17 protein-coding genes are annotated in these 20,975 nt (G+C 35.0%); 9 read left to right on the top strand and 8 right to left on the bottom strand.

Annotated elements, in window-relative coordinates; all coding sequences use genetic code 11:
* The 3 genes from ABVM53_RS12780 (at window position 1) to ABVM53_RS12770 (ending at window position 3,836) form a co-directional block, all read left to right on the top strand.
* Entirely contained in the window at window positions 1–810 is an 810-nt protein-coding gene (locus ABVM53_RS12780) for an anti-sigma factor domain-containing protein (RefSeq protein ID WP_405326683.1), read from the top strand.
* A gap of 436 nt (window positions 811–1,246) precedes the next feature.
* Complete coding sequence (locus tag ABVM53_RS12775) at window positions 1,247–2,452, top strand: LETM1-related biofilm-associated protein (protein WP_405326680.1); 1,206 nt, start codon at window positions 1,247–1,249, stop codon at window positions 2,450–2,452.
* Window positions 2,453–2,504: 52 nt separating this feature from the next.
* Complete coding sequence (locus tag ABVM53_RS12770; RefSeq protein WP_405326678.1) at window positions 2,505–3,836, top strand: DUF2254 domain-containing protein; 1,332 nt, start codon at window positions 2,505–2,507, stop codon at window positions 3,834–3,836.
* Here the strand turns inward: ABVM53_RS12770 and ABVM53_RS12765 are convergent.
* From ABVM53_RS12765 to ABVM53_RS12750, 4 genes are all read right to left on the bottom strand, one after another.
* The gene (locus tag ABVM53_RS12765; protein ID WP_405326675.1) at window positions 3,833–4,591 is read right to left on the bottom strand and encodes a LytR/AlgR family response regulator transcription factor; all 759 of its coding nucleotides are present in this window, start codon (window positions 4,589–4,591) and stop codon (window positions 3,833–3,835) included. The two genes, ABVM53_RS12770 and ABVM53_RS12765, sit on opposite strands and share 4 nt — an antisense overlap.
* A 29-nt stretch (window positions 4,592–4,620) precedes the next feature.
* Window positions 4,621–4,950, bottom strand: coding sequence for a 2TM domain-containing protein (locus ABVM53_RS12760; protein WP_371456263.1), 330 nt, complete (start codon window positions 4,948–4,950; stop codon window positions 4,621–4,623).
* Between the two features lie 16 nt (window positions 4,951–4,966).
* Window positions 4,967–5,281 carry a 2TM domain-containing protein gene (locus ABVM53_RS12755; RefSeq protein WP_371456262.1) on the bottom strand — a complete coding sequence of 105 codons (315 nt, stop codon included), beginning with the start codon at window positions 5,279–5,281 and terminating at the stop codon, window positions 4,967–4,969.
* A gap of 102 nt (window positions 5,282–5,383) precedes the next feature.
* Window positions 5,384–6,721 (bottom strand): 2TM domain-containing protein, encoded by a 1,338-nt coding sequence (locus ABVM53_RS12750; RefSeq protein ID WP_405326671.1) that lies wholly within the window; start codon window positions 6,719–6,721, stop codon window positions 5,384–5,386.
* 391 nt (window positions 6,722–7,112) lie between these two features.
* On the opposite strand from ABVM53_RS12750, the gene ABVM53_RS12745 reads away from it, so the two are divergent.
* From ABVM53_RS12745 to ABVM53_RS12735, 3 genes are all read left to right on the top strand, one after another.
* The gene (locus ABVM53_RS12745) at window positions 7,113–10,778 is read left to right on the top strand and encodes a hypothetical protein (RefSeq protein ID WP_405326668.1); all 3,666 of its coding nucleotides are present in this window, start codon (window positions 7,113–7,115) and stop codon (window positions 10,776–10,778) included.
* 91 nt (window positions 10,779–10,869) lie between these two features.
* Window positions 10,870–12,288, top strand: coding sequence for a rhodanese-like domain-containing protein (locus ABVM53_RS12740; RefSeq protein WP_405326665.1), 1,419 nt, complete (start codon window positions 10,870–10,872; stop codon window positions 12,286–12,288).
* 4 nt (window positions 12,289–12,292) lie between these two features.
* Complete coding sequence (locus ABVM53_RS12735) at window positions 12,293–12,676, top strand: rhodanese-like domain-containing protein (protein ID WP_405326662.1); 384 nt, start codon at window positions 12,293–12,295, stop codon at window positions 12,674–12,676.
* An 80-nt stretch (window positions 12,677–12,756) separates the two neighbouring features.
* Here the strand turns inward: ABVM53_RS12735 and rpiA are convergent, their stop codons facing one another.
* On the bottom strand, window positions 12,757–13,434 hold the full coding sequence (rpiA, locus tag ABVM53_RS12730; protein ID WP_405326660.1) for a ribose-5-phosphate isomerase RpiA: 678 nt from the start codon (window positions 13,432–13,434) through the stop codon (window positions 12,757–12,759).
* Window positions 13,435–13,475: 41 nt separating this feature from the next.
* On the bottom strand, window positions 13,476–14,054 hold the full coding sequence (locus ABVM53_RS12725) for an NTP transferase domain-containing protein (RefSeq protein WP_405326657.1): 579 nt from the start codon (window positions 14,052–14,054) through the stop codon (window positions 13,476–13,478).
* Window positions 14,055–14,197: 143 nt separating this feature from the next.
* Between ABVM53_RS12725 and ABVM53_RS12720 the strand changes: the two genes are divergently transcribed.
* Both ABVM53_RS12720 and ABVM53_RS12715 read left to right on the top strand, forming a co-directional pair.
* Window positions 14,198–14,659, top strand: a complete 462-nt coding sequence (locus ABVM53_RS12720) for a (2Fe-2S)-binding protein (protein ID WP_405326654.1) — start codon at window positions 14,198–14,200, stop codon at window positions 14,657–14,659.
* 10 nt (window positions 14,660–14,669) lie between these two features.
* Window positions 14,670–16,826: a molybdopterin cofactor-binding domain-containing protein gene (locus ABVM53_RS12715; RefSeq protein WP_405326652.1), complete on the top strand. Its 2,157-nt coding sequence runs from the start codon at window positions 14,670–14,672 to the stop codon at window positions 16,824–16,826.
* Window positions 16,827–16,859: 33 nt separating this feature from the next.
* Here ABVM53_RS12715 and ABVM53_RS12710 read toward each other — a convergent pair whose 3' ends face one another.
* Both ABVM53_RS12710 and ABVM53_RS12705 read right to left on the bottom strand, forming a co-directional pair.
* Entirely contained in the window at window positions 16,860–19,193 is a 2,334-nt protein-coding gene (locus ABVM53_RS12710) for a TonB-dependent siderophore receptor (protein ID WP_405326649.1), read from the bottom strand.
* Between the two features lie 239 nt (window positions 19,194–19,432).
* Complete coding sequence (locus ABVM53_RS12705; protein WP_405326646.1) at window positions 19,433–20,119, bottom strand: VIT family protein; 687 nt, start codon at window positions 20,117–20,119, stop codon at window positions 19,433–19,435.
* Window positions 20,120–20,243: 124 nt separating this feature from the next.
* Between ABVM53_RS12705 and ABVM53_RS12700 the strand changes: the two genes are divergently transcribed.
* The gene (locus ABVM53_RS12700; RefSeq protein ID WP_405326643.1) at window positions 20,244–20,816 is read left to right on the top strand and encodes a non-canonical purine NTP diphosphatase; all 573 of its coding nucleotides are present in this window, start codon (window positions 20,244–20,246) and stop codon (window positions 20,814–20,816) included.
* Window positions 20,817–20,975: the final 159 nt, after the last annotated feature.

Raw genomic sequence — 20,975 nt, 5'->3', positions numbered from 1 at the left:
ATGAATATACAAGAATATATAAATTCTGGCATCCTTGAATTATACGTTTATGGAGCTTTAAGCCCTCAGGAAAGTGAAGAGGTTTCTAAAGTTCTTAAACAGTATCCAGAGGTTGAAAATGAAGTTTCAGAAATTGAAGAAGCTTTAAAAAGTTTAGCCTCAGCTGCGGCTCCTTATAATCCTGAGGAGATGCTAGCTGCAATAAAAGCTAAATTAAATAGTCACGGCGGGATTGTACAGATGCACCCGACTCCTACTAATAAGCGCGCACGTATTATATCGTTTATAAGCGTTGCCGCCTCATTGATCTTTTTAGTGGGAATCTTTGTGCTGCTTAACAGAACAAATAATTTACGTCAAGAACTTCGAGTTGTAGAGGCTAAGAATGCCATAATGCAGACTAAAGTAGATGATTCAGAAAATTCTTTAAATCAAGCTAAAACGATATTAGCAGTAATTAGAGATCCTAATGTCACAAAAGTGCCTCTTGCCGGTCAACAAGTTGCTCCAGACGCTTATGTTAATGTTTTCTGGGATAAAGAAAATAACAAAGCTTATATAGATGCACTGGGCTTACCAGAACCTCCACAAGGAATGGTTTATCAGGTTTGGTCTTTAAAACTTGATCCACTTACTCCTACAAGTATGGGTCTGTTAGAAGACTTCTCTAATAATGAAAATAAAGTGTTCTCTTTTGATAATCCAAATGAATCTCAAGCTTTTGGGATAACTCTTGAGCCTGCTGGTGGTAGTGAAACACCTACTATGGACCAACTTTATACTTTAGGTGTTATTACAAATAACGCATAATTAAAATACCGTATAATTTATAAATGCCTCTAGAAAACTCTAGAGGCATTTTTATTTGGAAAAAATAGGGCATAAAAAAAGAACCACCTGCCTTCTCCAAAACATGGTGGTTCTCCAACTAACAAAAAATCCAAAAAAACTAATCAACTAACCAATTGATATTCATTTTTCTTTTTCATAATTCCGACTAATCGGGAAACTGGATTTTTTTCCAATTTTAAATAGTTAAATGCCCAACTTAATCTATTTACTACATTTACGTAATAGAGTTTTCTATGGTTTTCTTATTTCTATTTTTTTTTGTGTTAAAGTGAATGTTAAAATAATAAACCCAGCATTTATCAACGCTACCAAAGATTATTTAATGAAAATCTGTTAGTACACAATATAATTTTCGAACTAAGAGTTACAAAGACTTAATTTCAAAAACATTATAATGAATCCTTCATCTCCCGGATGGATAACAAAACACCAACCTATACTTAAGCAGAAAATTCTGGAGCGAAAACCAGACTTTGAATTGTTTTACAACAACCTTCTGGAAACCGGTTTTTTATACGGTGTTTCTGTGACTACCTGGAGTTATGGCGATCAGGAGCCTTTGCGATGGACGGAAATAGAAAGAACAAAACTCAACTTTCACGATAGCCTGTTTTTTGCATATTTCAACTATTCTAATAGTGAAGCTGGTTTCTTTGAGGCAATTACAGATTTTTACTCTCAGCTTAACCCTAAAGAATTCCATTATTTTGGTTATTTCAAAAAACCAAAACCAAACGCATCTTCATTAGAAAAAATAATACAAGAACGTATTCAAACTAATACTCCGGTATTACAGAAAAACTTCAGCAATCTTATAACCAATGCCCTTTTATTTCTAGATGTAATCGCATTTGATTATTTTCTTAACAAAGGGGAAAATAGTATCACATTTGCTCAAGAGTTAGAAGCTAAGCTTATGAATACCATCTGGCTGGCTCTTATGCAAAAAGAGGAGAAAGAGTATTACGACAAACTTTTACTTAAACTATTTGAAAAATCATTGCGCTATTCTAGTAGTTTGTCACGTGAAATACAAAATATTGAAGATTTGCAACTCGCAAATTATCCTAAACTCATTCAGAAGAAATACTTATTAGATATGGCAGCACTTGCTATATGGGATGATTCTAGTATAGATCGTTCTGAATATTTATTTCTGAAAAGCCTAGGGAAATGTTTAGACTTACCTCATCAAACTATTGAAGTTTCTACAAATTATGTACACCGCTTTATAGTCAAAAACCGCAGGAAAATTGCCTATTTTAACTCTAGTAATCCCGTTAAGCATTTCTACAATCAAACAACAAAAACAGTCAAAATACTAATCTTACGAAATAAAAAACGATTGCTACAAGAGCTTTCTGAGAGTAAAGATCTCGTGTTATTGTTGAGTCAATCTACATTTAGAGACTTAAGTAAAGTAGAGAAAAAAAGGGTGAAAACACAATTACTCAGTATTTGCAAAACTGTACCATCATTAGCTATATTTATGCTGCCGGGTGGCGGAGTTCTACTTCCGCTTTTAGTAAAATTTATACCCGAACTACTTCCCACTGCCTTTAATGAAAACCGACTAGATGATGAACCGGAAGCAACTTAAAATAGCTGGTGAAAATTCATATTTTATTGAAGTTATTTAGCAACTTCGCTTTATGCTTCAATTTATTACAAAAGTCAAACTCTTATTTAATAATCTTACAGGGAAAATAGGTTTCTATCCTTCACTATTTGCCTTTGGAGGTCTTTGTTTAGGTTTTATAATGCTGTATGCAGAAAGTCAGGGCATTTCAAAATTTCTTATAGAAAACGCACCTAAATTAGTCATTAATGATGCAGATACTGCCCGTACGCTACTAAGTACTTTTATAGGTGGTATAATATCACTTATGGTATTTAGTTTTTCTATGGTAATGATATTACTCAATCAAGCTTCTAATAATTATTCACCTAGAATTCTGCCCGGTTTAATATCAAACAAAAGACATCAGTACGTTTTAGGATACTACATAGCTACTTTAATTTACTGTATTCTTGTTCTACTAAGTATTAAACCTACAGATAACAAATATCAGCTTCCGGGTTTTTCGGTACTTATAGGAATAATATTGAGTATGCTGGTACTGGCATTGTTTATCTATTTTATACATTCAATTTCTGAAGCCATTCAGATTAATAAGATAATTGAGACTATTTATCAAAAAGCAAAGATTCGCCTTACAGAGCTCACAAGTCAAACTGATGAAGAATATAGCCAGGAAGATTTTCCTGATAGCGAAGACTGGAATATTATTCGTATTGATAAAACAGGCTATCTTCAAACAATAGCTACTAACGCTTTACTAGAATTTTGTGACGAAGCTAATTGCAAAGTTGAGCTTTTAGCAGCTAAGGGTACTTTTATATTAAAGAATGTACCTATTGTAAAATGTGATATAGAACTTGATGAAAAACAACAAGACCAATTATTTACTTGTTTTGGTTTTTCCCGAAGTGAGATTGTAACTCATAATTATGTATTAGGATTTAAACAACTCACTGAAATTGCAATTAAAGCAATGAGTCCGGGGATTAATGATCCTGGTACTGCGATTACGTGTATAGACTACTTATCAGAATTATTTGCTCTAAGACTTTGTAAAAAGGATTTCAGTTACTTTAAAAATGAAGACAATCAAGCGGTAATAAGTTTAAGAACTATAAATTTTAAAGAGCTCATTTACTTTGTATTTGTACCCTTACGCATTTATTGTAAACATGATATAATAATGCTGCACAAGATGCTTACTGCCTTGTATTTCTTATTGCAAAGCGAAAGTGTAATCGATGATGCTCATGTAATCATTATTAATGAGGCTAATTTGATCTTGCAAGATGCAAAGCAAAGTATCACAAATGAAAAAGATCTAAGCGGCGTATTTGCAATACGTGAGAAAATTGCTGCGATAAATACCACGACTATAGAGCTTGTAGCATTAAACCCTTAGGATAGCCACAATTTAAAGTCCTTTACGCGTTCTCTACTCACAATGATATCTTGATCTGAACAGGATTTTAATTTTACCTGCAGTCGGGAATTTGTATAACTTACAATATCCTCTATCGCTTTTATATTTACAAAGTACTTTCGGCTTACTCTGAAGAATTGATCTGGTGCCAGTTCATCTTCCAGAAGCTCTAGTGTGGTATCCAATAAATAGTCGCGCTGTTCCCGTGTACGTGCGTATGTCCCTTTATTTTCGCTATATAAACAAACAATATCTTCAACATTAATCAGCTTTATATGCTGCCCGATTTTCACGGTAAATCGTTTTTTATAATCTCGCTCCACCGGATTGATACCTAATAATTTTCGGATATCATCAAAGTTCACCTTTACATCTGCCTGCACAGGATTTTGTTTTTTAAATTTTAATACCGCATTTTCTAATTCTTCATCATCTATAGGCTTTAACAAATAATCAATACTATTTAATTTAAAAGCTTGTAGCGCATATTCATCATAAGCGGTAGTAAATATAATTGCACTCGTTACAGTAACAGCATCAAAAATCTCAAATGATAAGCCATCACTTAATTGTATATCCAAGAATATTAAATCTGGATGGGTATTATTTGTAAACCAGGTTATGGCTTCTTCTACTGAGTTTAACTGTGCCAGAACATTTAAATCTAATGCTTCCAGCATTCGAGTAAGACGCCGTGCAGCTGGTTTTTCATCCTCAATAACAAGTACATTCATAATGATACAATGATTAATAAATTAAGAGTCTAATCCCAGTTATTTATAGAAGAGCTTTTTTCTTCTTCCTGCTCTAAGTATTCTTTTATTTTTCGCTGTTCCCATTTTTTATACTTATGCTCTATTTTACTACCGCGAGTAATATAGAAATAATAAATAAGGAGACCCATCCCCCAGCAGGATGCCATGATAACCGGTGACCACCACGGGATGTAACTGCTTATCGCTCCGTCATCAAATAAACCGGTACAAAATGCAAAGTAAGCGAGACAAACCACAATATAAACAGGTATGGAATTATAAAAGTTTTTGAGTTTTTTTACTCGTTTTGCCGCTTCTGTATAATTTGAATTTTCCATTTTATCTTTTTTTAATTTATTCCCAACGCCCCATTGTAGATTGCGACTTATCCTCACGATCCATAAATTCTTTTATTTTTCGCTCTTCCCAATCTTTTGAAACAATTGGATTCCAATTAAAAGCTTTCGCTGCTTGAAATAACAAACCTATCCCCCATCCAAATGCAGGCCATAAGAACCAAGGGTATCTCAATTCATTTGTATAATAATTTAATGCTGCTAAACCACCTATAACGAGTACATAACTCATTAAACTACCATAAAACTTCTTTAATTCTCTCACTTGCTCTTTAGCCTGAAAGTATCTGCTTTCTTTATCTAAGTTTTCCATTTGATTTATTTGTTAAGATTAATATAGAGCAAATATCATAGCTTCTTTGGATCTGCTCAAGTTTTAGATACTCGACTGTAGAATTTACTTACTCAATTGTAATTAGTTATCCGTTTTCTTATCCATTAGTTCTCTAATTTTTCGGGCTTCCCAGTTCTTGCCTAGAAATAGACTGTAATTAAACACTTCAGCACCGTGAAAAAATAATCCCAATCCCCATCCTAATGCGGGAAATATCGACCAGGGAAATGAAGTGCTGTAAAAATTTAAACCTATGAGTATAGGAATAATCAAACAGTAGAGCCCAAGATTTATATAAAAACCCTTTAGTTTTTCTACGTGTTCTTTAGCGAGAGCATATTTCTTTTCTGATAAGTAATTTTGAGTATTCATAACAGGTTGTTTTAATTGATGAGTTAACAGCGGAATTTTCACTATAAATTCTTCTGAATTTTGCTCAATAAGTATAGTACGCGTCGAAAGCAGCGCATAACGTTGTCTAATATTTATAAGTCCTACGCCACTACTTTTTGAAATTATTTTTTTTGGCTGAAGATTATTACTAACAACTAGATAGTTATCAACTTCTTTGATTGTGATATGTAATTTGTATAAATCACTTACTACATTATGCTTCACAGCATTTTCTAAAAGAAGCTGCAAAGCCAGCGGTACTACCTTTGCGGCAGAATTAACGGCCTTATCCGGTATCGAGAATACAATACTGTCTTCATATCGCATTTTTAAAAGTGTCATATATGTTTTAGCAAAAGCCAACTCCTCATCTATTGCTATGAGTTCTTTATTTTTTTGCTCCAGAACATATCTATAAACCTTAGAAAGAGAGGTAGTAAATTTTTGTGCCTGCTGCGGATTTTCTTCAATTAGACTGGTAAGTACATTCAAACTATTGAAAAGAAAATGCGGATCTAATTGGTTTTTTAATGCATCAAATTGAGCTGAAGCAGTACCTGCGATAATTTTCTGTTCCTTAACCTGGCGATCTTTCTTGTAGCGATAATAGAAAAAAGAATAAAATATAATATTACATACTAACGCTATGAATATAGGAATCCAGTATTCAGAAAATGATTCCTCTTGTACAAAGAGTACGACATCAATATCTTGAGTAATTGATTTTATAAAAATTCTTACCAGAAATATTCCAACTACAGTTACTAGCAAACTGGCAATTATGGCTTTATAAAGATGTTTTAAAGAATAAAGCTTATCTACATGCTTTTTATAGAAATATCTAAATACAGCCATATTAAGCATATACAATGCGACTGAATAAAGGAGACTCTGTAAAAAGTCTATTACAAGATTACTATCTAATCTTAATGTATTTCCTAACGCGAGATGTATTGCTAGAAAAACAAGATAGATTGCAATACCTACGACTAGAGCTTTCCCAAACTCTTTTAAGATGTTATTCATACTTTCTTAGGTAGTTGGTCATTTTTTGTTGAGATTATAAAGTTATGACAATCTCTAAAAAGCACTATTGAAGGTTGAGCAAGTCTAGTTTCTATTGTATGTTTTTCAACAATCTCTGTACGGGATTGCAAGTTACTTTCTGATGAGTCTGCTAGTAGGATTGAATTAACGATTATTAAAATAAGTTTAAACATAGCCAGCTGTTTTCTTTATTAGATACATCAAAGATGATAAACAGCACTTTATAATCTAAATAGGATTGACTCAATTGTCAAATTAGCCTACTCAAATGTAACTTGCTTTATATTTAAGCAGAACGTTAACAATGACATAAAAACTTTTAACGTCAAAATGAATTAATATTTTTGCTCAAATTCCTACACCCCAATTCATGCTTCATAAAAAAATACTTCGGGTATCATCGTTTGCAATTAGTTTGATGATTATAATTTCCTGTGCCAGCAAACGCACACAGTACCTAGATGCTAAAACTAAGACTATTGCTACAGCAGCTGATACTTCGTCATATCGAAGCGTTTATTTACTGGGAAATTTGGGCTCAAGCAAAAGTGGACCGAATAACAAATTAATTTCTGCCTTTGATAGTGTGCAAAGCAGCAACGCAAGCAAAGACGATTACTTGGTTATTCTGGGAGATAATATCTATGCAAATGCTTTAAAGAAAGGAACAAACGAGGAACAACTAGAACAGAGCATCTCGTTAATTAAATCTTTTATTGGAGAGACGCTTATAATTCCGGGAGAAAATGAATGGAATGATAAAGGTGCAAAAGGTGTAGAAAAAATTGAAGATTATATTGAAAGTAAAATTGGTAAAGACAATCATTTTCAACCAGAAAATGGTTGTCCACTAGAAACAATAACTGTTGATGATGAAACCGAAATCATTATTGTAGACTCCCAGTGGTATATTGAAGATTGGAGTAAACATCCGAATTTTAATGATAAATGTGCCATAAAAACGCGTACTCAATTAATTACGGCTTTAAAAGACGAAGCCAGAAAAGCAAGACATAAAAATATTTTACTTGTTATGCATCATCCCCTATACTCAAATGGGATTTATGGTGGTGAAATGAGTACAAGATCTTTGTATAAACCTTCCGCAGAAAATGCCTTTATTCCATTAGCTGGATTTGGCTGGGCCTTTATGAGAACCCAGGGCGGATTATCAAAGCAAGATCAGTTTAATCCATTAATGAATGACTTAATGCGTGAGATCAAAAAAATGGCCATTGATCTTCCCAGACTTTTTGTACTTTCTGCTCACGAACGCTCACAGCAATATATTGTAAATAAAAATATACGCCAGATTATTTCTGGTACAGGTAGTAAAACGGAATATGCTCGCTTAGGAAAAGATGGACATTTTTCTTCGGTAGCTCCTGGTTTTACCGAATTGCGTCTCTTTAAAAACGGATCATCAACCGTTCATTATTATACACTTGAACAAAATAAATTAGTTGAGAAATTTTCTAAAGTAGCATTTGCGCAGCCTAAACCTTTTCCGTTAGATTCCTTACCTACTAACTTTTCAAAATTTGAATCCGCTCGAATTTACCCAACAGAGACCGTTAAGGTAACCCCAGAATTTGAAGAGAAATGGGGCAAACACTATAGAGATTTATATGGAGTTGAAATTAAAGCTCCGGTTGCGATATTAGATACGCTGTATGGCGGACTTCAAGTAGAGCGAGCCGGAGGAGGAAATCAAACCCAATCTTTACGTCTGGTAGATAAAGATGACAAAGAATACAATATGCGAGCTTTAGCAAAAGATCCTTTTGCCTTTTTAAAATCATCTGGATATGACGATTTAGACGCGCAAGCTTATTTTAAAGGCACACTTCCCGCCCAATTAATAGAAGATTTTTATACTGCAGCTCATCCTTATGGAGCTTTTGCGATCCCTAAACTAGCAGGTGCTGCAAATTTAAATCATACGCATCCTAAAGTTTTTTATGTACCTAAACAGCCTCGATTAGGAGATTTTAATCATAGTCATGGAGATCGATTATATATGATCGTAGAAAAACCGGATTCTGATTTTAATGGCGATCATATGTTTGGCTTTAATGAAGATGTAGAAAGTACCTCAGATCTTTTTGAAGCAATACGTGAAGATGAAAAAAATCGAGTCGATGAGCTAGAATATATACGAGCGCGCGTTTTTGATATGCTTGTAGGAGATTGGGACCGCCACGAAGATCAATGGCGCTGGGCAGAGCAAAAAGATAGTTCGGGAGTTGCCCATTATATTGCAATCCCAAGAGATAGAGATCAGGTGTTTTCAAAATTTGATGGGAAAATCATCAAAAAACTACAGAAATTTATGCCTAGCACTCGCGAACTGGCAAACTACGGTCCTGATATAGAGTTTATAGAAAAATTTAGTGAAAGTGCCATAAATCTCGATCGTGCTGTATTGCAACGTACCGCAAAAAAGGAATGGCTTGATGCAGTAGCATATATTCAAGAAAATATAACCCCAGCAGTGGTGGCAAAGGCCTTTAAAGATATGCCAGTAGAAGTTCAAGACGAAAACTGGAAAAATATTCAGAAAGATTTACTGAAACGAAAAGAGAATTTAAAAGCAATTGTAGAGCGCTATTATGATTACTACATAAAATTTCAGACCTTAAAAGGTACCGATAAGGATGATCACTTTTATATAAATCGCAATTCAGACGGTACAACTCAAATAAAGGCTTATCGCATAGAGGATGGAAAAGATGGTGCTTTGCTCTTTGACCGCCTTTTTGATCCTAAAGAAACAAAGGAGATTTGGATTTATGGGCTGGATGATGACGATCGTTTTACCACCACAGGTGATGCAAAAAGTAAAATTAAACTTGTGATTGCAGGTGGGCAAAATGATGATATTTATGACTTACAGAATGGAAATAATCTTACCGTTTATGATCAACCAAAAGTGAATAAAATTGAAAAAAATAAAGGTGCTCGAGTACGGTTTAGCTCGGTTTATGAGAACCATATTTATGATACCGAAAGACTCCCTTCTGAAGCAAAACAGATAGGTTTAAATGTATCTTATAATCCAGATTGGGGAGTGGCTCCACATCTAATTATTAAACGCCAAAAATTAGGATTTGAGCGCAATCCGTTTACATCACAATTTGTAGCTGATGTACACTATTTTTCATTAATGCAAGCAGCACAATTTAAAGGTGAAGTTCATTTTTCAAATATTTTTCCGGAGTGGAATTTTAAAATTTCAGGATTAGCAACTACAAATAATTACACTGAAAACTTTTTTGGCTTCGGAAATGAAACCCAAAATAACGCATCCCATTTTGATCAAAATCGCATAAATATGCAGAAATTTGAAGGGGGCACAGGTGTGTATTATAACGGAGAATATGGTAGTTCATTTGAAGCGTCTCTTAACTACCAGCAATACAACCTTGATCAATCACTTTTACTCAACAACTACAACCATCTGAATTCTAACAATTATGCGACTTTAAAATCTATTTATTCCTACACGAGTTTAGACAAAGAAAAATTTCCTACACGAGGTATGCTTTTTGAGGCTTCAGGATTTTATAGTGATAATCTGGACAACCGAGAAACAGTCTTTGCTGCAGATCCAAAACTCATCTTTTGGAACGCGATAGATTCCTCCAGAGATCTTATTTTAAAAACCCAAATAGATGCCGCACTTCGATTTGGAAATGACATCCCTTTTTACCAAGCAGCAAAATTGGGTGGTAATTCAGGTTTACGAAGTTATCGTTTAGGAAGATTTACAGGCGATCAAATGTTGCATTCTTCAGTAGATTTATTATATCAAATTAAGCCAATTAAAACGGCTTTATTTCCTATTCGATCGCATCTGTATTTAGGATACGATTTAGGTAGAGTTTGGTTGAATAATGAAGATTCAAATCGATGGCATGACAGTTACGGTGGAGGTGTAAATTTTAGTATTGGAGAATTTCTATCTAGCAGCTTTGGATACTTTACCGGTTCGGAAGGGGGTCGTCTTCAGTTTGCTCTAAAATTTGGGGCATAACCCAATTTAAATTTAGATTTTCTAATCTATGTAACCCGAGTTACTGTATACCAGAAGAGGTGTATTATCTTTGCATAAGAAAATAGATAAGATGAACATAGAACAAATTTATACGGGTTGTTTAGCTCAGGGAGCATACTATATTGAAAGTGAAGGAGAAGTTGCAGTTATAGATCCTTTACGGGAAACAAAACCTTATATAGATCGTGCCGAAGCAGACAATGCAAAAATCAAGTATATTTTTGAAACACATTTTCACGCAGATTTTGTGAGTGGACACGTAACTCTCGCAAAGGAAACAGGAGCTGACATCATATATGGACCTCAGGCAAATCCCTCTTTTGACGCTATAATCGCAAAAGATAATCAGGAATTTAAATTAGGTGCAATTACCATCAAGGCCCTACACACTCCCGGTCATACAATGGAAAGTACCACGTATTTACTTATTGATGAAAATGGAAAAAATCACGCTATTTTTAGTGGAGATACTTTGTTTTTAGGTGATGTAGGTCGTCCAGACCTGGCTCAAAAAGCAAAAGAACTATCTCAAGATGATCTTGCTGGTTTTTTATATGATAGTTTACGTACTAAAATTATGCCGCTAGCAGATGACATTATCGTGTATCCTGCCCATGGTGCCGGCTCGGCTTGTGGAAAGAACATGATGAAAGAGACCGTGGATACACTGGGCAATCAGAAAAAGATGAATTATGCACTACGTGCAGATATGAGTAAAGAAGAGTTTATTGCCGAAGTTACAGATGGCTTACTACCTCCACCTTCTTATTTTCCACTCAATGTAAAAATGAATAAAGAGGGCTATGATGATATAAGTGATGTTATTGAACGTGGTACACAAGCGCTGGATCCTGATGCATTTGAGAAAGCCGCAAATGACACCGGAGCTGTAATCATAGATGTGCGCAAACAAGCTGCATATGCCAAAGCTCATATTCCAAGATCGATTTTTATAGGTATTGATGGTGGTTTTGCTCCGTGGGTAGGCGCTCTAATAGCAGACACAAAGCAACCTATCTTATTAGTTGCAGAAGAAGGAAGAGAAGAAGAAACGATTACACGTCTTTCCCGCGTAGGTTTTGACGGAACTATAGGATATCTGAAGGGTGGTTTTAAGTCTTGGGAAAGTACTGGTAAACAAACTGATTCTGTACACTCTGTTGCGGCTAGTGAATTAGAAACAGCTGTTAATCAAAATGAAAATACACCGGTTTTTGATGTACGTAAACCAGGTGAATTTGAAGCAGAACATCTAGAGATTGCACAAAGCACTCCCCTAGATTTTATAAATAAACATCTAAAAGATTTCCCTACAAACACCGATTTTTATATTCATTGTGCAGGTGGTTACCGTAGTATGATTGCTGCCAGTATTTTAAAAAGTCGTGGAATTCACAATTTAATTGATGTACAAGGTGGTTACAAATCTTTAAAGGAAACAGATTTAAAAACAACCAACTTTGTTTGCCCATCAACACTAAAAAAGTAATTTGATGAAATTTATTCTATCCTTTATAATCGTTACAGCATTTACATTAGGAGTTAATGCACAGAATTCCAAACACCAAATTTTAGACAAGGCTACTTACCAGGATAGTTTGTTTCAACCGAATGTGACTTTAATTGATGTGCGCACTTCTGAAGAATATGAGAGCGGTCACCTAGATAAAGCTCAAAATATCGATTTCCTCAACGAAGAACTTTTCATAACAGAGATCGAAAAATTTGATAAGTCACAGCCTATCTATATTTATTGTCGTTCAGGAAATCGTAGCGGAAAAGCAGCTACATTGATGCAAGAACTTGGTTTTCAAAACATATACGATTTAGAAGGTGGTTATCTTAACTGGACTTCAAAATCTGGATTTGAAAAATAATTATCCATTTATTGTAATCAAAAAAAAAAGGGCTGTTTGCTTAAGCAAACAGCCCTTTTTTTTAAATTCTGCTTGCCCTTTTAATTGCGGTACTTGAATATAGGACCAGATTCATTTCCTAATATTAGAAGATTAGTAGTATCAAGAAATAATCCTGTTTCTACAATACCAGGCACTTTAAGTAATTTTATTTCAAGTGCTTTTAGATCTTCAACCTTAAATATATCTACATCTATAATGTAATTATTTTCATCAGTACGATAAGGTTGTCCATCTTTCATACGTTGTATAGGTTTTAAATTTTCAGCTTCTAAAAAATTTAAAATTTGTTTAGTCGCAAATGGAATAACTTCAATAGGAAGTTTAAACGCGCCCAGCTTCTTCACAGCTTTACTACTATCGGCTATAATAATATTATACTTCGTATTCCAGGCAAGTATTTTTTCACGAAGTAAAGCTCCTCCTCCACCTTTGATTAGCTGAAAATTTTCGTCACATTCATCAGCGCCATCAATTGTGATGTCTATTTTGTCTATTTCGTGTAAATCCACAATTTTAATCCCTAATTCTAATGCTATTTTTTGTGTAGCCTCAGATGACGGGACGCAGGTCAAATTCATACCTCTTTTTACGAGATCTCCAACTGCGAGAATCATATGCTTTGCAGTAGATCCCGTACCAAGGCCTACAACCATATTGTTTTTAATGAATTTAACTGCCTCTAAAGCAGCTTGTTGTTTCTCTTGATCAGCAGTCATCAGATAGAATCTTGTGGTGGTTTAAGTGTTTAAAATTAAGTTTATTTTCTGAGCAAACGTTTATAATCATCAGGAGTATCTATGTCTTCAATTTTATTTTTAGTATTTAAAACAATAAGATTTTCCATTCCTGAATTTAAAATATAACGCGCACCTACATCACCAGAAAGCTTTCCCAATTCTTGATAAAGTAGTTGAGGAAAAATTGCCGGTACTCCTAGTTTATCTCCGTAACCGGAAGCAATACAGCTTTCGGGATTCTTTAACGCAGTATTGATTAATACGTTTAAATATGCTGTATCTATAGCAGGCTGATCGGCAAGCATAATTAAAACCGAATCGTATCCCTTTTTCTCTAACTCATTTACACCTGTTGCAATACTATGCCCTAATCCCTTTTTCCATTCTGGGTTATAAATAAATTGCACGTCTTGCTTAATTTCCTTTTTAATAACTTCAGCATTAGCTCCTATAAGACAATAAACAGATGCGACGTTAGCTTTGACCGCTTGGTAAATTGCGTGGCCTAACAATGTGGTATTTTTATAAGGCAATAGCTGTTTAGCTTCACCCATTCTACTGGCGCTTCCTGCAGCAAGGATTAATACCGCTATCTTCATTTCAGTCATTTAAAGCTCAAAACTAATCATTGCTTAAAAACTATATAAACTCTTTCTGGTTTTTATAATCTGTATAAATAGAAGTAGCCTTCGCATAAACTTGTTAAGTTTTTATTAATTTAACCTAAATAAAAATTTCTATTATGCCTATTTACAATCTTACGGTCAATGGCAAATCAATGCAAGTTGATGCTGAACCTGATACGCCCTTGCTTTGGGTTTTGCGCGACGAACTTGATCTTGTAGGTACAAAATTTGGCTGCGGAATAGGCCAATGTGGAGCTTGTACGGTACACATTGACGGTGCAGCTACACGAAGCTGTCTGCTACAAGTAAGTTCTCTAGAATCTGCTAAAATAACAACTATCGAAGGTATTTCTGATGATGGCACACATCCCGTACAAATCGCCTGGAAAGAACATGATGTACCGCAATGTGGTTACTGCCAGGCAGGACAAATAATGACTGCGACATCTTTTCTAAAAAATAATCCTACTCCCTCAGAATCTGAAATTCGTGATGCGATGAGTGGTAATCTTTGCCGTTGCGCTTCCTATAATCGTATAGAGCAAGCAGTTGCGACTGCCGCAAAAAAACTATCTTAAAATAGACGTTATGAAAACAACAGAAAAAATGACGTTCAGCAGACGAGGATTTATTCGCACATCAGCACTTGCGAGTGGCGGACTTTTAATAGGTTTTAATTTTCTCACCGCCTGTAAAGAAGAGGTACAACCTCCAGTTGATATAGCCAATTTAAATTTTAATGATTTTAATGCTTACATACAAATTGCCGATAATGGATATGTAACCATTTTTTCTCCCAATCCTGAAATAGGTCAAGGTGTTAAAACGGCAATGCCAATGCTTGTTGCAGAAGAATTAGATGTCCCGTGGGATCACGTTTTTGTGAAGCAAGCAGGTCTTGATACAGATAAATATAGAGGTCAAGTAGCCGGTGGTAGTCAATCAATTAGGCAAAACTGGGAAGTCTTAAGACAAACCGGAGCAACAGCGAAACAAATGCTTATAAATGCAGCAGCAGCAAAATGGCAAATTGATGCTGATGAAGTAACTGCAACAGCTGGCGTCATTACTTCACCTAGTGGTGAAAAATTAGGTTACGGCGATGTGGTGAAAGAAGCAGCTGCTCTTGAGGTTCCTGAAAATGTAGTACTTAAAGAACCTAAGGATTTCAAAATTATAGGTAAAGACACTTTAAATGTAGATTTAGATAACATTGTTACTGGGAAACCCTTATATGGTCTCGATTACAAAAAGGAAGGTATGGCCTATGTATCTGTTTTGCGTCCGCCTGCATTTGGAATGAAATTAAAAGATTTTTCAGATGCAGATACACGAGCAGTTACAGGGGTTTACGATGTGATTCAGTTTGGCGATAAAATTGCTGTTCTTGCTAAAAACACCTGGGCAGCTATGAAAGGTAAAAAGGCTTTAAAGGCTAATTGGCAAGATGATGCATTAGAAAATACAGAACTGCATGATAAAATTCTGCTTGATCTGTTAAACAGTAAAGAAGGCGAAGTCCGTAGAGAGGATGGTAATGTTGATAAAGCATTTGCCGAAGCAGACCAAATTATAGAACGTATATATGAATCTCCATTTCTTCCACATAACTGTATGGAACCGATGAATTTTTATGCGGATGTCACGGAAGAAAAAATTCATCTCGCAGGTCCCATCCAAACTCCGGAAGGTACAGCCGCGCAAGTTGCAAAATTATTAGAACGAGAGCCACGAGAGGTCGTTTTAGAATTAACACGTATGGGTGGTGGCTTTGGGCGTAGACTCTACGGTGACTTTGTTTTAGAAGCTGCAGAGATTTCGAGCAAAGCTAAAAAACCGATAAAACTCATATATTCACGAGAGGATGATATGACTGCTGGTATTTTTAGACCTGCAATTAAATATAAAATTTCAGCATCCTTAAAAGATGGGAAAATTACGGGCTACAAACTAAAAGAGGCGGCCATTAATAGTAATATGTATGGTCTTATTCCTCATTTTTTCCCTGCAGGAGCGATCGCCAATTTAAGAATTGAAAGCGCCAATTACCAGAGTAATATTACAACAGGTGCCTGGCGGGCTCCTTACACTAATTTTCTAGCTTTTGCAGAACAAAGCTTCTTTGATGAAGTGGCAGAAAGTCTAAATCAAGACGCTGTACAACTGCGTTTAGATTTGTTAGATAATGTCGTTGACGGAGCAGATGAGCGAATACAGTATTCTGCTGCCAGATTGAAAGAAGTGATTAAAGTTGCCGCTGATAAAGGCAATTGGGGTTCAACTTCAGAAGGCGTTTATAAAGGCTTTTCTGCGTATTACAGCCATAATACACACGTGGCTGAAGTTGCAGAAATACGTATGCAAAATGGCATACCCAAAGTGAGCCGTGTAACTGCTGCTGTAGATTGCGGTATTGTAGTAAATCCTACAGGAGCGAATAATCAAGTCGTTGGCGGAGTTTTAGACGGTATAGGCCACGCCATGTATGGTGATTTTACTTTTAAAGATGGTAAGCCTTCGTCAACAAATTTTGATACCTATCGATTAATACGTATGCACGAAACTCCTAAAGTAGATGTTCATTTTATTGAAAGCGAACTTGCACCTACAGGTCTGGGTGAACCCGGATTACCTCCCGCAGGTGGTGCAGTGGCAAATGCAATTAAAGCAGCTACCGGTAAACGATTAACAAAACAACCTCTCCTTAAATATCTTACTGAAGCTGAAACACAATTAAAAGGATAAAAAAAAGAGATCTCGTTGAGATCTCTTTTTTTTTTAGAATTTATATCCTATAGATACACTATAATTTCTTGGAGCTATAGGGTTAATACTATTATCATCGTGTATGTTGTAGTTAAGCTCATTAGTACAATTTGCAAGCTTTGCACGTAGCGTAATATGATTATTTAAAACGTAGCCTATTGTAGCATCTAACTGAAAATAATCGGAAAGTGGTATGAGTTGTCTTCCACTATCAGGGTTTGTAGTTTGAAATGATCTACCGGCAAATCGTTCTCCAAAATACGAAACTATCACACCTAAATTTAGTCCATTAAGAATTCCTGATTCAAAACGGTAATCTGCACTTAAATTTGCGGTATGCTTAGGATTATATCTAAATGAACTTCCTACTATATAAATATTCGATTCTGTGTATTTCATCTCATTAAAGCTGTATCCGACTAATAATCGTAATCCTTTTACAGGATTAGCTGTAAGATCAACTTCTACACCTTTACTTTCAGTTGCTCCAGCTAGCTCCTGGACGGTATTGTCAGTTAATGAAGTTTGTGCTAGATTACTATTTTTAATTAAGTAGGCGGTTATATTAAACAGCAATTTGTTTCCGAAGAATTCATTTTTTAAACCTACTTCAAATTGATCGATTATAGAAGGTTCTAAAGCGTTGCCATTTATATCAATTCCTGTATTTGTTTCAAAAGAATTTGCATAGCTGGCAAATATTGAATTGTGTTTTGTAGGCTGAATAATTAACCCAAAACGAGGTGTGAATGCATCATCGTAGAAGTTTGTACTACTTGTACTTAAACCTGGCAGGTTTGTAATTTCACTTTCAGTATCTTGATACGTATAGCGCACTCCGGCAAGAACTTTCACATAGTCTGTGAGACGTATTAAATCTTGAATATAAATACCAAAACGCGATACCGGCGTAGTCGTTAATCTATTTTGATCAAGCTGTGGAATGTCATTTCTAAAATTAGCATAATCCGGGTTAAATATATTTATAACATCATAAAAGCTCTCTCCATTATCTTGTTCTGAAAATGTATTGTATCTATAGTTTTTTGTTCGATAATTTTCAACGTCTGCACCTACTAAAAATTGATGTTTTAAGAAGCCTGTATTAAAGACACCTTTTAAATCAAATTGGTTGATATTATAATTATCCTGAATATCATTTTTCTGGATATTACGTTGCCAATCTCCATTTTCTTGTATAATACCACCTGAAGTATTAGGGCGGGTATTTGCAAACAGATTAGTATTATAATGACGAAAAGAATTGATATAAGTCAAACCCCAATTATCAGAAAATTGATGATTTAAGGTAGCTGTCACCGATAATTGTTCAGAATCAAAATAACCCCACTTCACTCCTGTAAATTGTTCACGAGGAAGATCTACTAATTGGTAATTAATTATACCTGCACCAAAATCTGGTGTACGAGAATCATTTGTATAATCTGCTTCAATAAGTAAATTCGTCTTCTTCCCTAATTTGAATAAGAAAGATGGATTAATATAATAAGTTTCAGAAGAAACAAATTTTCTATAGCTGTCTGCAGATGTATAGGAGCCATTTAATCTGAAGGCACTAGTTTTTGATTCATTCAAAGCACCATACACATCAAATATGGGTTTTATTAAATCAAAACTTCCCAACGTTAAATCTACTTCACCACCAAATTCAAACTGTGGCTTTTTTGTCACAAGATTAAGTATTCCTCCAGCTTGCACATTACCAAATAAAATAGCTGCACTACCCTTTAAAATTTCAGCTTGCTCTATTCCACTTGTTTCGATGCGCATTCCATTAAAGTAACGCACCCCATTTTTAAATGTATTACTACTTCCTAAGCTATATCCGCGAGAAGCAATCTCCTCTTGATAACCACCTGTAGTACCCATTATATAAACACCATTGGTATTTTTGAGAATATCTGTCAGCGAATTTACCTGCTGATTTTCTAATGTTTGTTGAGAAATTACAGCTGCACTTTGAGGTAAATCAAGTGGCTTAATCCCAGCTTTAGCAGCATTAGGTGTTCTATTAAACAAGCTACCAGAAACGATTACCTCGTTTAATTGATTATTAGCTTCTTCAAGTTCTATAACAGATAGATTAGTTGTCTGCCCACTAATTATACTTACTTGTAAAAACTGAGTTATAAATCCGAGGTGAGCGATTTTTACTGTGTAAACTCCAGCATTAAGATTGTCTATTGTAAAATTACCTTCAGCATTTGATATGCTATATTTATTAAGGTTATCTATACTTACTGTTGCACCTTCAATTTCTTCCTGAGAATTTGAAATAATTTTTCCTGATAAAATGCCCTCTTGAGCAAGCACGCTATTAGACACTAGCAGTGCTAAGATTATAAATAAAAACCTTGATATCATCCTTGTTTAGATTAATTAAAAATAATGCGCGAAACTAATCTCGGGAATGATATAAAACAACATTTATTTAGAATAAATCTGCATAATGTTAATATCCTCTAATCAAGTGTTTTACCAAGTTTATAAAAGATTTTTAGACAAAATTACTTCTTCAAGATACTTGGAAGATAGAAACAGCTATACGATCGAGGAGTAATATCTTAAATAATTGAACCAAATACGTATCCTATAAAAGCTGTTACGCCCATTGCTAAAGTGCCCCATAGGGTGATGCGTATTATGGCTTTTCTAATGGGAGATCCGCCAGTCTTTGCAGCTAGGACACCTAGTATAATTAGAAACAAAATCGCACTTACATATTGTATATATTCCATATAGCGTATAGGTGCACTAAAAGCGACTATCATAGGCATTCCTCCTCCTAAGGTAAACGCAGCTCCACTATACCAGGCTGCTTGCAAAGGTTTTGCCTGTGTAATCTCATGCAATCCTAATTCGTCTCGTGCGTGAGCCTCAAGCGCATTATGAGCAGTAAGCTGTTTAGTAACTTCTAGAGCAGTTTCTTGATTTAAACCTCTACTTACATAAATTTGCTGAAGTTCAGACAACTCTTCATTAGGCATCGTTTCTAATTCAAAACGCTCCCGCTCAAGATCTGCTTTCTCAATGTCACTTTGAGAACTTACAGAAACATATTCTCCGGCAGCCATCGATAAAGCGCCAGCAACAATCCCGGCCACTCCGGCAAGTACAATGGCTTCTCTATTTTCACTTGCAGCTGCAACTCCTATAATAAGACTCGCGGTAGATAAAATTCCGTCATTTGCGCCTAATACTGCAGCCCTAAGCCAATTACTGCGTTGTGTATAATGATCTTCTTTTTGCATATTACTAAATTTAACCAATTCAAATTGAATCCCAGTTTTCCGCTAAAAATACCAGCTGGATTACTGTAATTTTAATAGCCAGATAGGATATAATTAATACCTTGCTAATCTAAAAATCACAAAAATGACTCTTGTTTTTGCTACCCATAATGCAAATAAATTACGTGAAATACAGGCTTTGATGCCAAAGTATAATCTGAAAAGTTTGACCGATATAGGATGTACTGAAGATATTATCGAAGACGCTGAAACTATAGAAGGTAATGCGTTGTTAAAAGCAAAATATGTAAAAGAAAAATATGGCTATGACTGTTTTGCAGATGATACCGGATTAGAAGTTGAAGCGCTCCAGGGGGCACCCGGAGTTTATAGTGCCCGATATGCCGGTGAACAAAAAAATGATGCCGATAATGTAGCCAAATTACTAACCGAATTAAACGGTAAAGAAAACCGAAGTGCGCATTTTAAAACTGTCATTGCTCTTCTCATAAATGACAAAACCTATACGTTTGAAGGCATTTGTAAAGGTTCTATCACACGAGATAAAATGGGTGATAATGGTTTTGGCTATGATCCTGTTTTTAAACCCGAAGGCTATGATATGACATTTGCTCAAATGCCACTATCTACTAAAAATAAAATAGGTCACCGCGGAAAAGCTACTGAAAAACTTATTATTTCACTTCAAAATTTATAAAAATTCGCTGTTATTCTAACCACTTGATCCTTAGATCGATGAGCTAATTCTATTTATTCAAGTACAAATAGTTGATATTTAGGCAACTAAATGATTACACACATCTACATCTTCTTACATTAATTAACATTATCTTTGCAGCCTCTTAAATCGACGTTG

Source organism: Leeuwenhoekiella sp. LLG6367-2.1 (assembly GCF_045055775.1).
Classification (GTDB): Bacteria; Bacteroidota; Bacteroidia; order Flavobacteriales; family Flavobacteriaceae; genus Leeuwenhoekiella; species Leeuwenhoekiella aequorea.
Note: the sequence above shows the minus strand (reverse complement) of the source record. Positions and strands in the feature narration are given on the sequence as shown.

Bases quoted from the DNA above. Each gene is read 5' to 3' on its own strand.
- ABVM53_RS12780 (WP_405326683.1), top strand. From the start codon at position 1: ATGAATATACAAGAATATATAAATTCTGGCATCCTTGAATTATACGTT.
- ABVM53_RS12775 (WP_405326680.1), top strand. From the start codon at position 1,247: ATGAATCCTTCATCTCCCGGATGGATAACAAAACACCAACCTATACTT.
- ABVM53_RS12770 (WP_405326678.1), top strand. From the start codon at position 2,505: ATGCTTCAATTTATTACAAAAGTCAAACTCTTATTTAATAATCTTACA.
- ABVM53_RS12765 (WP_405326675.1), bottom strand. From the start codon at position 4,591: ATGAATGTACTTGTTATTGAGGATGAAAAACCAGCTGCACGGCGTCTT.
- ABVM53_RS12760 (WP_371456263.1), bottom strand. From the start codon at position 4,950: ATGGAAAATTCAAATTATACAGAAGCGGCAAAACGAGTAAAAAAACTC.
- ABVM53_RS12755 (WP_371456262.1), bottom strand. From the start codon at position 5,281: ATGGAAAACTTAGATAAAGAAAGCAGATACTTTCAGGCTAAAGAGCAA.
- ABVM53_RS12750 (WP_405326671.1), bottom strand. From the start codon at position 6,721: ATGAATAACATCTTAAAAGAGTTTGGGAAAGCTCTAGTCGTAGGTATT.
- ABVM53_RS12745 (WP_405326668.1), top strand. From the start codon at position 7,113: ATGCTTCATAAAAAAATACTTCGGGTATCATCGTTTGCAATTAGTTTG.
- ABVM53_RS12740 (WP_405326665.1), top strand. From the start codon at position 10,870: ATGAACATAGAACAAATTTATACGGGTTGTTTAGCTCAGGGAGCATAC.
- ABVM53_RS12735 (WP_405326662.1), top strand. From the start codon at position 12,293: ATGAAATTTATTCTATCCTTTATAATCGTTACAGCATTTACATTAGGA.
- rpiA (WP_405326660.1), bottom strand. From the start codon at position 13,434: ATGACTGCTGATCAAGAGAAACAACAAGCTGCTTTAGAGGCAGTTAAA.
- ABVM53_RS12725 (WP_405326657.1), bottom strand. From the start codon at position 14,054: ATGAAGATAGCGGTATTAATCCTTGCTGCAGGAAGCGCCAGTAGAATG.
- ABVM53_RS12720 (WP_405326654.1), top strand. From the start codon at position 14,198: ATGCCTATTTACAATCTTACGGTCAATGGCAAATCAATGCAAGTTGAT.
- ABVM53_RS12715 (WP_405326652.1), top strand. From the start codon at position 14,670: ATGAAAACAACAGAAAAAATGACGTTCAGCAGACGAGGATTTATTCGC.
- ABVM53_RS12705 (WP_405326646.1), bottom strand. From the start codon at position 20,119: ATGCAAAAAGAAGATCATTATACACAACGCAGTAATTGGCTTAGGGCT.
- ABVM53_RS12700 (WP_405326643.1), top strand. From the start codon at position 20,244: ATGACTCTTGTTTTTGCTACCCATAATGCAAATAAATTACGTGAAATA.